We start from the raw sequence: 13,281 nt of genomic DNA on the forward strand, positions 1-13,281 counted from the left end.
GTCAGCGCCAGTGCCAGAAGTGGTTGCCGTCCTCCTCGACCGGGTCGGTCCGCTCGCGGAGGTCGGCGACGTCCTCGGCGGTCGGTTCGTGATCGTCGGGCAGCCGCTCCATACAGTCGAAACAGAGGAAGAACTCCGAGCCGTCGGTGAGTTCGAGCGTCAGCCCCTGCGTGGACTCGAACGCGAAGTTCCACAGGTCGCCGATCCCGCCGGCGATCCGCACGGACCGCTCGCAGACGTCGCACGACTCGGAGGCCATACGTGCTGTTGGGTCTCGCCGGGGTAAGGGGTGTCGGCTGCCGTGACGGTGCTGTCGCTAGTTATAGATAGCCGATCGACATGACCACGCCCGAAGCCCCAGTCGTGAGGCGGGCGTACACTCGCTGCGGTCCTCGCTCGGTCGTCTCACTCCCTCGCTGTGGTTCTTGCGTCGTCTACGCCCGCCTCACGACTGCCCCTTCGAGTCCCGCCCCGCACAGCACCGCAGCCTCACGCCTCCCCAGCCTCGTCGGGCGCGTTCTGCGGGCTCCCTTCGGTCGCCCTTGCCGCGCCCGACTCCCTCGCGCGTGCTGCCTCGCGGCCTACCGGCCGCTCGCAGGCACGCGCCACCGCACTTCATCTATAAACAGACTCCGTCGCTCACCGCGTTTCGACGTCGATCACGTGCGCGTCGCTCGGGTCGAACCCGACCGCGACCGCGCCGTCGATCGGGTCGGTAACACGAACCACGAGGTCGCGGTCGCCCCAGTCGAGCGTGACGCGCGTCGTCTCGCCGAGGAACTCTGCGCTGGCGACCGTCGCGCGCAGCGCGTTCCCGGTCACGGCCGCCGTTCCGTCCGCGACCCGGAGGTGTTCCGGTCGGACGCAGAACGTCACGCGGTCGCCGACCGACGGCGCGGCGGCGTCGCCCCCGCGGTCGGTCCGCACCCGGAGCGTCTCGTCGCCGCCGTCGACGTCGACCGCGAGTTCGCCCTCGGCGGTCGCGTCGGCCACGCGCCCCGCGAACACGTTGTTGTCGCCGACGAACGCCGCGACGAACTGACTCGCGGGCTCGCGGTAGACGGTCCGCGGGGGAGCCACCTGCTCGGGGGCGCCGTCGTTCATCACCGCGACGCGGTCCGAGATCGCCAGCGCCTCCTCCTGGTCGTGGGTGACGTATATCGTGGTGATGCCGAGTTCGGACTGGATGCGCTTGACCTGGGCGCGGAGCCGCTCGCGGAGCCGCGCGTCGAGCGCGCTCATCGGCTCGTCGAGGAGGAGCACGTCGGGGCCGGGCGCGAGCGCCCGCGCCATCGCGATCCGCTGCTGTTGCCCGCCAGAGAGGCTCTCGGGGTCGCGGTCGGCGGCGTCGGGCAGGTCGACGAGTTCGAGGAGTTCCGCCACGCGCTCGTCGCGCGTGACGCCCTCCGGCGGCTCGGCGAAGTTGAGGCCGTACGCGACGTTCTCGCCGACGGTCATGTGCGGGAACAGCGCGTAGCTCTGGAACACGACGCCGACGTCGCGGTCCTCGGGGGGAACGCCCGCGACCGACTCGCCGCCGAATCTGACCGTCCCCTCGGTCGGCTCCTCGAACCCCGCGATCAGGCGGAGCGTGGTCGTCTTCCCGCAGCCCGAGGGGCCGACGAGCGTGAAGAACTCTCCTTCGCGGACCCGGATGCTCACGTCGTCGACGGCGGCCGTGTCGCCGTAGCGCTTCGTCACGCCGTCGAGTTCGACGGCGACCGGGGCGTCGGGGTCGTCCTCCGCATCCGTCCCGGCGTCCCCGCGCTCAGATCCCACGGTGTTCACCCCCGAGGCGCTCGATGACGACGAAGCTGAGCCCGGTGACGACGAGGAGGACGACGCCCATGGCGGTCGCCGGTCCGAGCCGCCGCCCGATGAACCGTTCGATCGCGACGGGCATCGTGTACGCGTCGGCGCCGGTCGCGAGCACCACGGTCGAGGTGAACTCGCCGATCGAGATCGCGAACGCGAACGCCGCGCCCGCGACGACCGCGGGCCAGACGAGGGGGAGCTCCACGTCCCGGATCACCCGCGCGCGCGACGCGCCGAGCGCCCGCGCCGACTCGACGAGCGACCGGTCCAACCCCGAGAGCCCGGGCGAGACGGTGCGCACGACGAACGGGTAGCCCGCGACCGCGTGCGCGACGACGATCGCGACCGCGCCGCTCGCGGCGATCCGCCACCCCGCGATCTCGACCCCGAACACGAGCCCGCGGAGCAGCCCGAGGCCGACGATTATCCCGGACACCGCCAGCGGCGCCATCGCGGCGGCGTCGACCAGCGTCCGCCCGCGGTACCGCCGCGTCGTCAACACCGCGACGACGACCCCCATCGGGAGCGCGAGCAGGGTCGCGGCCGCCGCGAAGAGGAGCGAGTTCCGGATCGCGGGCCACGGCCGCACCTGAAACGCCGCCCCCGTCTGCTGACGCTCGACGAGGAACCGGTAGTGGTCCAGCGTGAGCGCGCCGTCGCCGCCCGTAACGCTCGCGAGGATCATCGACGCGATCGGCGCGAGGAAGACGACGCCGGCGACGACCGCGTAGGCGGCCAGCCCGGCCCGCGGGAGGAGCTCTCGGAGCGAGGGCGTCGGCGGCACCAGCGGGCGCCGCGGGAGCGGGCGCGCCCCCCGCGTGCTGGTCGAGCTGCGGGCCTCGTACCGGAGGTACGCCAGCAGGACGCCGAGCGAGACCGCGAGCTCGACGATCGCCAGCGCCGCCGCCTCGGCGTAGCTCAGATCGCGCACCAGCCGGTAGACGAACACCTCGACGGTCGCGAGCTCGAACCCCCCGAGCGCCAACACGATCGGAAAGGTGCCGAAGGTGAACACGAACGTCAGCGCGGCCCCCGTCAGCACGGCGGGGTACACCTGGGGCGCGACCACGTCGACGAACGCGCGAACCGGGCCGGCGCCGAGGCTCCGGGCGGTCTCGACCGCGCTCGCGTCGACCGACTCCCACGCCGCGGTCGTCACGCGCGCGACGAGCGGCGCGTTGTAGAACGCGTGGGCGATCACCACCGCTTCGAGGGTGAACATGAGATCGACCGGGGGGAGCCCGACCGCCGCCAGCGCGGCGTTCAGCGTTCCGTTCTCGCCGAACGTGGCGACGAATCCGACGGCGACCATGATCGACGGGAGGACGAACGGAACGATGGTGAGCGAGCGCAGCGTCCGCCGGCCGGGGAACTCGAAGCGCGCGAGCAGGTAGGCCGCCGGGAGGCCTAAGGCGACGCTCGCGACCGTCGAGAGGGCCGCCTGATACGCGGTGAAGCCGACGATCCCGAGCCGGCGGTCGGGCGAGGCGAGCGACCGCGTGACCGCGACCGGCGACTCGCCGGACAGCAGCCGGGCCAGCTCGCCGAAGTAGAACGGGTCGGTCAGCACGTCGGCGAAGACGCCGAGGGTGACCGCCCCGTCGACGACGACCGCCTCGATCAGGACCGTCGCGGTCGGGTAGTAGAAGGCGGCGACGAGCGCGACGCTGGTGAGGACCGCGAGCGCGGTCAGCGCGCGCGACTCGACTCTCTCCCGGAGGCGGGCCAGCCAGCCCTCCCGGAGGCGAGACAGCCGCCCCGCGCGACCGCGGCGCCCCCTCGTCCGGTCGTCTTCGGCTCCCGTCACGCGGTCGTCTTCGGCTCCCGTCACGCGCTCGCCCTCTCGTCGACCACGCGCTTAGTTCCCGGCGAACTGCCGCTCCCAGGCCTCGACCCACGCGTCGACGTTCCCCCGGAGCTGGTCGTACGAGAACGTCACGGGGTCGGCCGGCGCCTGTGCCAGCTCGGCGTAGTCGCTCGGCAGTTCGGCGTCGTCGGTCGCCGGGAACGCGACGTTGCGCTGGGCGATCTCGCCTTGAACCTCGGGCTCCAACATGAACGACATGAACTCCCGGGCGAGCTCCGGCTCGTCGGCGTCGGCGAACACCGCCATCCCCTCGGGGTTCGCGTACGCCTGATCGTTCAGGAAGCGGATCTGGTGTTCTTCGAGGTCCGCGCCCTCCATGTCGGCGAACACCTGGTCCGTGGAGTAGGAGACCACGATCGGCGCCTCGCCGTTGCTCCAGGCGGTGTAGGCGTCGTCCCACGTCCCCAGCACGCGCACGTCGTTGGCCTGGAGGTCGGCCCAGTAGTCGAGGTAGTCGTAGTCCGGGTCGCCGTCCGCGCCCTCGACCGCTTCCCCGTCGCCGTCGCTCGCGACGCCCCCGTCGCCGAACCGGTCGATCGTGTGGAGGAGGAACGCGCGACCGGTCGAGGAGCCGCCGGGGTTCTGCGCGATGAGCGCGCCCGCGTGCTCGTCGTCGAGCAGCCCCTCGAACGTCTCGGGCGCCTCGGTCGCGGTGCCGTCGTACACGAGGCTGACGTAGCCGGTGTCGTAGGGGACCGCGCGCTCGAACGGGTCGAACCGGAGGCCGGACCGGACCCGGTCGCGGCCCTCGAACTCGCCCGCCTCGGCGAAGAGGTCGCCGTCCAACTCGTCGTCGACGCGCACGAGGTCCTCGGTGGTGAGACCGACGTAGAGGTCGGCGTCGATCCCGGCCCCCGAAGCGGCGCGCTCGATGTAGTAGTTCACCTCGTTGTCCGGCGTCGCCCACTCCAGCGTGGCGTCGTACCGGCTCTCGAACTCCTCTTTGAGCCACTCGCCGGGGCTGACGGACGGCGCGTCGATGAAGTTCGTGTACGTGGCGACCGTCAGCGTCGGCGTCTCGTCGTCGCCGCCGTCGCCCCCGTCGCCGTCTCCCCCGTTGGTGTCCCCGCCGTCCGTCTCGTTTCCGCCGTCGGTCCCGTCGCCGCCCCCGTCGTCGACGCGCTCGGCGCTACAGCCGGCGAGCGCGACGGCTCCCGCCGCGCCGGTCGCGGTCAAGAAGCGTCGTCGGGTGTGTGACCGGGCGGGTCGCCGCCGCGTCTCGCTGTCGTCGGTGGTCATCACCCGGTTGTTGTACTCGGTGGTTACATAAGCGATCCGTGTCGGCGGCGACACCGATTTCCCCGTCGCGACCCTCGAATTTGTATGGAAGCGGGACCGACGAACGGCTCCGCGGAGGTTTCGGACCGGTCCGAGGCGACCACCCGGCGGCGGCTGCTCGCCGGGGGCGCGGCCGCGGCGGCCGGAGTCACCGCCCTCGCCGGCTGCCTCGGGGGGCGCGACGGGCCGGTACCGGCGCCGGAGGTGACGAGCGATCGGATCGCGGACTGGCGGGCAACCGATTCCGCCGAGGGCGTGGTCTTCGAGCGGTCGTACGGCGTCACCACCGTCCGGGCGCTCGAACACACGCGAACCTACGAGTACGCCCCCGTCGCGGACGCGCTCGCCGAGACGGTCGACCCCTCCGGCTCGCCCCTGCGCTTCGTCGCGACGCGGCTCGACCTCCGGCCGGCGGTCGATCGGCTCCCGGGCGAGGTCGGTCGAGACCGAATCGTGAGCGAGGTGGCGGCGGCCGCGACCGAGGTGTTCCGCGCGCAGCTCCGCGACGCCGGGATCGCGGGCGTCGCGGTCGCCGACGAGGGGATCTCCACCGTCACCTCCGGCCACACCGCGACCGTGTGGCGGCTGACCGGCGAGTTCGCGCTCGACGGCGACCTCCCGCTCCCGAGCGGTTCGACGGCCGACGTGGACGGGCTCCTCGACGTCGGAGCCCGCCTCGGCGTCTGGCACGACGGGACCGACGTGCTCGTCGCCGGCGGCGCGTATCCGGCCGAGCCGGTCCTCGCCCGCCTCGACCGGTCGCTTCCCGACGGGGTCGACGCCGAGCGCGCCGTGACGCGGGTCGCCGGCGAGGACGCCGCCGCGGCGCTCGCGACCGACCCCGCCGACTTCGACGTGGACGTCTCGCAGCTGCTCATCTCGGTCGAGTGAGCGGGCGACGGCCCTCGGGGCTCCCGCTCCGTTGAACGCCGGTCGTTGGTACCCGTCTCGCCGCCCGAACCGACCGGTTTAATCGCCGTCGCCGGCTCCCGTCTCGTATGAGCGACTTCCCCGAGTTCGAGGTGATCCCCGCCGTCGACGTTCAGGACGGCGAGGTCGTCCAGCTGGTCGGCGGCGAGCGCGGGACGGGCAAACGCTACGGCGACCCGGTCGCCGCGGCCGAGCGGTGGATCGAGGCGGGCGCGCGCACGCTCCACCTCGTCGACCTCGACGGCGCGTTCGAGGGCAAGCGCGTCAACGCGGACGCGATCGAGTCGGTCGTCGAGAGCGTCCCCGACGACACCGGCCTCCAGCTGGGCGGCGGCATCCGCACCGCCGAAGGGGCGCGCGAGCTCCTCGACATGGGCCTCGACCGCGTCATCCTCGGGACCGCGGCGGTCGAGTCGCCGGAGATCGTCGCCGAGATCGACGAGACGCATCCGGGGAGCGTCGTCGTCAGCCTCGACGCGAAGGACGGCGAGGTCGTCGTCTCGGGCTGGACCGAGGGGACCGGACTCGACCCGGCGGCGGCCGCGGCGCGCTACGAGGAGCTGGGGGTGGGCGCGATCCTCTTCACGAACGTCGACGTCGAGGGGCAGCTGGAGGGGATCGACCGCGAGGCGGTCGCGAGCGTGGTCGAGGCCGTGGACGTCCCCGTGATCGCGTCCGGCGGCGTCGCGAGCGTCGACGACGTGGTCGCGCTGAAGGCGGCCGGCGCGGCCGCGGTCGTCGTCGGCACCGCGCTGTACGAGGGCGAGTTCACGCTGCGGGAGGCGCAGAACGCGGCCGACGAGAGGTGACGCGGGCGGCGAACAGCGCCAACCCCCGAGCGATCCCGGTCACGCGTCGTCGCTCTCGCTCGACCCGTCGACCGCGTGGTGCGGCCCGACCGGCCCGTGCGTCGGGCAGACGCCGGCGATGGGGGTCGCGTTGAGACAGCAGGCGCGCTGCCGGCTCGCGACGAGACCCCGAGAGAGCGGCTCGCCGCAGCGGGCGCAGTACGCGTCCGGGGCGTCGTCGTCGCTCGCGTCGGCGACGTTCGTCCCGTCGACGCGCTCCCCGTCGACGCTAACTCCGTCGACGCCCTCCCCGCCGGCGTCCGCCATCGCTCAGCGCTCGCGGATCCGCACCGGCACCGGATGGTCCGGGTGCATCGTCAGCGATCCGCGCAGGGAGAGGTCCGGACCCTCGTAGTCGAGGTCGAACCGAGAGCAGACGGTCGCGAGGATGATCTTCGCCTCCATGAGCGAGAACGCCTTCCCGATACAGTGGCGCGGCCCGCCGCCGAACGGGAAGAAGGCGAACCGCGGGCGCTCGCTCCGGCGCTCGGGGGTCCAGCGGTCCGGATCGAACGCCTCGGGGTCGTCGTACCAGCGCTCGGACCGGTGGATCGCCCACTGCGATACCATCAGCGCGGAGCCCTCCGGAATCCGGTACCCCCCCAGTTTCACGTCGAGCTTCGGCTCGCGGAACAGCGTGTAGACCGGCGGGTAGAGCCGCATCGATTCGTTGAGGACGCGCTCCGTGTACTCCATCTCGCGGACGTCGTCCGCCGTGGGTGTGCCGTCGCTCGTCGCCTCCGCGGCCTCGGCCGCCACGCGGTCGCGGGCCCGCGGGTGGTTCGAGAGGAGGTAGAAGGCGTAGGTGAGCGCGAGCGCGGTCGTGTCGTGCCCGGCGAGCAGCATCGTCACCAGCTCGTCGCGGAGGTTCTCGTCGGTCTGCTCGCCGCGGTCGCGGGCGCGGAGCAGGACGGAGAGGAGGTCCATCGGGAGGTCGGCGTCGGGGTCGCCGGGCGGCCCGCGGACCCCGGTGCCGTCCGGACCGGCGGGGTCGGCGCTCGGGTCGCGCTCCGTGCCGCGGCGGCGGGCGACGATGTCGTCGATCACCGACTCCAGCGTGTCGATGGCGGCGTCGAACTCGCGGTTCTCACGGGTGGGCATCCAGTCCGGGATCAGGTAGCGGCGCGGGTCGGGCTCGAACCGGGCGCCGAGCGGTTCGAGGTTCTCCTGAACCGTCTTCACCTCCTCGTCGCCGATGTCGGCGCCGAACATCGCCGTGACGATGATCTTCACCGTGAGCCGCGCCAGCTCCAGCTGGAGGTCGACGACGTCGCCGGCCTCCCAGTCGGCGACGTGCGACGCGGTGTGGTCGGCCATCACGCCCGCGAGCGCGCCGATCCGCCGGTTGTGGAACGCGGGGTTCGCCAGCTTCCGTTGGCGCTGCCACGTCTCGCCCTCGCTCATCAGGAGGCCGTCGCCGAGCAGCGCGTCCATCGCGTCGTCGAACTGCGGCTTGCGGTAGCGCGCCGCGTCGGCGACGAGCACGCGCTCGACGTCGGCGGGGTTCGTGAGCATGTACGTCTCCCGCGGACCGAGGTCGAGCCGCACCACGTCGCCGTAGCTGTCGGCGCAGGCGCGCAGGAAGCCGAAGGGGTCGTCGGCGAACTGGCGACCGTTCCCGAACAGGGGGTCACCCATCGGTCCGGGCGGCGTAGCGGACATACGATTTCTGGGGGCTGAGCGGGGTTAAACGTTCGGCGGAGCGAGAAGAGCGAGCCGAAAACACGGGAAAAGGCACGAGCCGAAGACACGCGAAAAGGTACGGGCCGAAGACAGCGAAAAACGGCACGAGCGAACTTCGACGGGACTCGGTGTCGGGGAGACGCTACCGCGCGTCCAGCCGCTCGACGCGGGCGATCAGCTCGTCGACGGCCGCCTCCTGGTCGTCGGTGGCGTCGACGATGCGCTCGGTCGCCTCCTCTGTGCGGTCGGAGCGCTCGCGGACCGCCTCCAGCGACGAGGTGAGCTCCTCGACGGTCGCGGCCTGGTCGTCCGTGGTGCGCGCGACCTCCGCGACGCCCGCGGCCGCCTCGTCGACGGCGTCGGCGATCTCCTCTAACGAATCGAGGACCGTCTCGATCTCGGTGCCCGCGTCCTCGATGCGCTCGTGGGAGCGCTCGACGGCGGTCGTCGTCTCCGCGGACTGCGCCTGAAGCTTGTCGAGGCTCTCCGTGATCTCCTCGGTGTAGCCGCGGGTCTCGTCGGCGAGCTTCTTCACCTCCTCGGCGACGACCGCGAAGCCGTCGCCGCCCTCGCCGGCGCGGGCGGCCTCGATGTTGGCGTTCAGCGCGAGCAGGTTCGTCTGCTCGGCCACGTCGGAGATGACCTCGATCACTTCTTCGATGTCGTCCATGCGCTCGGAGAGCGCGCCGACGCTCTCGACGAGCTCGTCACCGATCTCGACGACGTCCTCGGTCGCCTCGCGGGCGTCCTCGCTGGCGTCGAGCCCCTCGTCGGCGGCGTCGGCGGCGGCGACCGCGGCGGAGTCGACCTCGTCGGCGGTCGCGGCGACCTCCTCCATCCCGGCGGAGAAGGACTGCATCTCGGAGACGCTCTCTTCGAGGAGCTCGTTCTGCTCGTCGACGTTCTCGGCGATGTCGGCGGCCGCGGCGCTCGCCTCCTCGACCGTCTCGTCGAGGTCGCGCGCCTTCTCGTGGACGCCCGAGGAGAGCTGGTCGAGGTTCTCGGCCATCTCGTTGACGACGTCGACGACGCGGACCAGATCGCTGTCGAGGTGGGCGAACGAGTCGCGGCGGGTGGCGCGCGCGTCGAGGTCGCCCCCGCCGATCGCCTCCGCGGTCTCGCGGACCTCGGCGACAAGCTCGCTGGTCGCGTCGCGCTCGTTCACCGTCTCCGTCCGGTCGACGACGACCTCGGTCACGCCGACGAGCTCCCCGGTCTCTTCGTCGTACAGCGTGGTCGCCGTGAACTCGATGTGGCGCTCTTGGCCGTGGCGGTCGACCATCGTACTGGAGTCGCGGTAGCGGTTGCGGCCGGGGTCGGGCCGCTCGACGCCGTGGACCTCGTCGGCGGTGTCCGGCACGTCGAGCACCTTGTCGGCGAGCGTGTCGGCCCGACGGCCGTCGGGGTAGAACAGCTCCGAGACGTGGTCGTGGCCGACCGCCTCCTCGCGCTCGACGCCGGTGAGCGACGCGATCGCCTCGTTCCACTCCGCGACGTTCCCCTCGCAGTCGAGGATGAACGTCGGGACGCTGGTGGCGTTGAACACCTGCTGGAAGCCGGCGCCCGCGAGCGTCGCCGCGCGGTTCACGCCGTCGACGTCGGTGAACGTGTGGCCACCGTCGGTCTCGTCGGCTGTGTCGGTCGGCGTCCCGTCGATCGATCCGTCGGAGTCGGGGCCGTCCTCGACGACGACGCCCCCGTCGGGGACTGACCGGGAATCGCTCCCCCGCCCGAATATCTGCCGCAGACGCTCGCGAAGTCCCGTCATGTCTACGTCACCGTCTCCCAACCGGCATTATAAACCGTACGTCCCGATGTTCGAGTTTGATAATTTGCGGACGCGACGGTGTGTGACGCCGGCGGACGGCGCCGGTGGGAGACGACGGCGAGGAGGCGGCGTGGGGCGCGGGTGGGCGACGATGGCGCGAGGAGGCGGCGCGGGGCGACGGTGGACGACGGCGGGCCGAGAGCGCCCGGCCCGCAGCGTTCAAACGCGTTCGGCGGCTACGGCGATCCGAGACCGATGGATGCCGACGCGGTGCGCGAGCGTGCGGCCGACCTCCCGACGGAGCCGGGCGTCTACCAGTTCTACGAGGGCGAGACGACGCTGTACGTGGGGAAGGCGCTCGACCTCCGCGACCGGGTGCGGTCGTACGCGGACCCGCGCTCGGGCCGGATACGCGGGATGGTCGAGCGCGCCGACCGGATCGAGTTCGCGGTCACCGACACCGAGACGCAGGCGCTCCTCTTGGAGGCGAACCTCATCAAGCGGCTCCGGCCGCGGTACAACGTCCGACTGAAAGACGACAAGTCGTACCCGCTCGTCGCGTTCTCTGACCACGATATCCCGCGGATCGAGGTGACCCGCGACCCCGAGGCGGGCGCGGTCGCGTACGGGCCCTTCACCGACGTCGGCCGCGTCGAGACCGTGGTGAAGGCGGTCCGCGACGAGTACCGGCTGCGCGGCTGCTCGGACCACAAGTACGAGGGCCGAGACCGGCCCTGCCTCGACTACGAGATGGGGATCTGCTCGGCGCCGTGTACCGGGGAGATCGGCGCCGAGGGGTACGCCGAGGACGTGGCCGCCGCGCGGCGCTTCTTCGAGGGCGAGACGGGCGCGCTCGCCGACCCCCTCCGACGGCGGATGGCGGCCGCGGCCGAGGCGAACGAGTTCGAGCGCGCCGCGAACCTCCGCGACCGCCTCGAAGCGGTCGAGGCGTTCCACGGCGAGGGCGGCGAGGCCGTCAGCGACCGGAGCGACGACCGCACCGTCGACGTGCTGGCGGCCGCGGTCGAGGGCGACACGGCCCGCGTGGCGCGGCTCCACAGCGAGCGCGGCCAGCTGGTCGATCGGAGCCGGCACCGGCTCGACGCGGCGGAGGTCGAGGAGGCGCCCGGCGGCGGGGAGACGGAGTCGGCGGCCGACACGACGGACGCCAACACTCCCGCGGCCGTCCTCGCGGCGTTCCTCGCGCAGTACTACGCCGAGCGGGAGTTCCCGGACGCGGTCCTCTTAGCGGAGCGCCCGTCCGACCCGGACGTGGTCGACTGGCTGGAAGGGGAAGGCGTCGCGGTCCGGGTTCCGGGCGCCGGCCGCGAGGGGAAGCTCGTCGAGCTCGCGCTGAAGAACGCCCGGAGGCGCGGCGGGCGCGACGACCCCGTGGGCGCGCTCGGCGACCGGCTCGGGCTCTCCCGCCCGGCCCGGATCGAGGGGTTCGACGTGAGCCACGCGCAGGGGACCGCCGTCGTCGGCTCCGACGTGTGTTTCGTCGACGGGAGCGCGGAGACGGCCGACTACCGGCGGAAGAAGCTCACCGACCGCAACGACGACTACGCCAACACCCGCGAGCTGGTCCGGTGGCGCGCCGAGCGTGCGCTCGACGGCTCGGACGACCGCCCCGACCCCGACCTCCTCCTGATCGACGGCGGCGAGGGGCAGCTGGGCGCCGCGCGCGACGCGCTCGCGGAGACGGGCTGGGACGTGCCCGTCGTCGCGCTCGCGAAGGCGGAGGAGCTGGTCGTCACGCCGACCGGAACCCGGCGCTGGGACGACGACGCCCCCGAGCTCCACCTCCTCCAGCGCGTGCGCGACGAGGCGCACCGCTTCGCCGTCTCCTACCACCAGACCGTCCGCGACGAGGTGGCGACCGTCCTCGACGACGTGCCCGGCGTCGGTCCGCAGACGCGCCGTCGCCTCCTGCGTCGGTTCGGCTCGGTCGAGAACGTTCGCGACGCGTCCCGCGAGGACCTCACCGACGTCGACGGCGTCGGCGACGCGACCGCCGACACGCTCCGGGAGCGGTTATAAATCCATCCGCGGTGGCGCGCGCCTCCGAGGCCGCGCCGCGGCCGAGGAGCGCCGCGCGAGGGAGTCGCTGGCGGTCGGAGCGAAGCGAAGACCGCCAGCGACGAGGCTGGGGAGGCGCGAGGTGCGGTTGCTGTGCGGGGCTGGACTCGAAGGGGCAGCCGGGAGGCGGGCAGAGGCGATGTAAGCACCGCAACGAGTGAGCGGAGCGAACGAGTGAGGAGCGCAGCTAGCGTCTGCCCGCCTCCCGGCTGGGGCTTCGGTGGTGACCGTGTCGATCTGCGAGGTATGAATGGAGACATCATCGCAGGGCCGAGCAGCCGAGGCTTCGGCGGCGTTCTCCGCCCGGTCACTGATTTATTAGGCATCTCTCACAACTCCCAGTTCGTAATGCGCGCGTTCTTCGCCGTCGACCTCCCCGACCGTCTCGCGCCGGCCGTCACGGACGCACAGGCCCCGTTCGCGGACGCCTCCGGCGTCAACCCCGTCGACCCCGAGCAGGCGCACGTGACGATGAAATTTCTCGGCGATGTCGCCGAGGAAAGCGAGGACGACACCCCAAACGGCCCCACAGTCGACGACGTGATCGCGGCCGGCGAGCGCGCGGTCGACCGCGCCGGGGTCGCCCCATTTACCTGCTCCGTCGCGGGCCTCGGCGTCTTCCCGAACCGCGAGTACGTCTCGGTCGTCTGGGCCGGGGTCGAGCGCGGCGGCGACGACCTCGCGGCGCTCCACGAGGCCCTCGAAGCGGAGGCGACCGCGCTCGGCGTCGACCCGGCCGACCACGAGTTCACGCCGCACGTCACGCTGGCCCGGGTGGAGAACGCGACCGGCGCCGACGCGGTCCGCGACGCGCTCGACGCCGATACCCCCGAGATCGGAGCGTTCTCGGTCGACGAGATCCAGCTCGTCGAGTCGACGCTCACTCCGTCCGGGCCGGAGTACGACGTCGTCCGGGCGTTCGAACTCGGGTGAGGGGGGCCGGCCGGCGTCGCCCGCGTCGGATTCTCACCGGTGATAGCCGCGGGCGTACGTTTAACCTACCGGATCGGCGA

The 13,281-nt window shown here is 72.4% G+C and carries 11 protein-coding genes; 4 read left to right on the forward strand and 7 right to left on the reverse strand.

The window, feature by feature from the left end; translation table 11 throughout:
• Position 1: 1 nt before the first annotated feature.
• From EXE46_RS00785 to EXE46_RS00800, 4 genes are all read right to left on the reverse strand, one after another.
• Positions 2 to 259, reverse strand: a complete 258-nt coding sequence (locus EXE46_RS00785; RefSeq protein ID WP_137686598.1) for a hypothetical protein — start codon at positions 257 to 259, stop codon at positions 2 to 4.
• Positions 260 to 639: 380 nt separating this feature from the next.
• A complete protein-coding gene (locus EXE46_RS00790) occupies positions 640 to 1,788 on the reverse strand; it encodes an ABC transporter ATP-binding protein (RefSeq protein ID WP_394348173.1) in 1,149 nt (382 codons plus the stop codon).
• A complete protein-coding gene (locus tag EXE46_RS00795) occupies positions 1,769 to 3,568 on the reverse strand; it encodes an iron ABC transporter permease (RefSeq protein WP_137686678.1) in 1,800 nt (599 codons plus the stop codon). Before EXE46_RS00795 ends, EXE46_RS00790 begins: the two co-directional genes overlap by 20 nt.
• 105 nt (positions 3,569 to 3,673) lie before the next feature.
• Entirely contained in the window at positions 3,674 to 4,921 is a 1,248-nt protein-coding gene (locus tag EXE46_RS00800; RefSeq protein WP_137686600.1) for a thiamine ABC transporter substrate binding subunit, read from the reverse strand.
• 84 nt (positions 4,922 to 5,005) lie between these two features.
• Here EXE46_RS00800 and EXE46_RS00805 point away from each other — a divergent pair, with 84 nt between their 5' ends.
• Positions 5,006 to 5,851: a hypothetical protein gene (locus tag EXE46_RS00805; protein WP_137686601.1), complete on the forward strand. Its 846-nt coding sequence runs from the start codon at positions 5,006 to 5,008 to the stop codon at positions 5,849 to 5,851.
• Positions 5,852 to 5,958: 107 nt separating this feature from the next.
• Positions 5,959 to 6,699 carry a 1-(5-phosphoribosyl)-5-[(5-phosphoribosylamino)methylideneamino]imidazole-4-carboxamide isomerase gene (hisA, locus tag EXE46_RS00810; RefSeq protein WP_137686602.1) on the forward strand — a complete coding sequence of 247 codons (741 nt, stop codon included), beginning with the start codon at positions 5,959 to 5,961 and terminating at the stop codon, positions 6,697 to 6,699.
• A gap of 39 nt (positions 6,700 to 6,738) precedes the next feature.
• On the opposite strand, the gene EXE46_RS00815 is transcribed toward hisA, so the two are convergent.
• The 3 genes from EXE46_RS00815 to EXE46_RS00825 form a co-directional block, all read right to left on the reverse strand.
• Entirely contained in the window at positions 6,739 to 7,005 is a 267-nt protein-coding gene (locus EXE46_RS00815) for a hypothetical protein (RefSeq protein ID WP_137686603.1), read from the reverse strand.
• Between the two features lie 3 nt (positions 7,006 to 7,008).
• A complete protein-coding gene (locus EXE46_RS00820) occupies positions 7,009 to 8,400 on the reverse strand; it encodes a cytochrome P450 (protein ID WP_137686604.1) in 1,392 nt (463 codons plus the stop codon).
• Positions 8,401 to 8,563: 163 nt separating this feature from the next.
• Positions 8,564 to 10,189, reverse strand: coding sequence for a methyl-accepting chemotaxis protein (locus tag EXE46_RS00825; RefSeq protein ID WP_137686605.1), 1,626 nt, complete (start codon positions 10,187 to 10,189; stop codon positions 8,564 to 8,566).
• Positions 10,190 to 10,444: 255 nt separating this feature from the next.
• Here EXE46_RS00825 and EXE46_RS00830 point away from each other — a divergent pair, with 255 nt between their 5' ends.
• Positions 10,445 to 12,229: an excinuclease ABC subunit C gene (locus EXE46_RS00830; RefSeq protein WP_137686606.1), complete on the forward strand. Its 1,785-nt coding sequence runs from the start codon at positions 10,445 to 10,447 to the stop codon at positions 12,227 to 12,229.
• A gap of 387 nt (positions 12,230 to 12,616) precedes the next feature.
• Complete coding sequence (gene thpR / locus EXE46_RS00835) at positions 12,617 to 13,201, forward strand: RNA 2',3'-cyclic phosphodiesterase (RefSeq protein ID WP_137686607.1); 585 nt, start codon at positions 12,617 to 12,619, stop codon at positions 13,199 to 13,201.
• The last annotated feature ends 80 nt before the right edge of the window (positions 13,202 to 13,281 follow it).

The organism is Halorubrum sp. GN11_10-6_MGM (assembly GCF_005435165.1).
Classification (GTDB): Archaea; Halobacteriota; Halobacteria; order Halobacteriales; family Haloferacaceae; genus Halorubrum.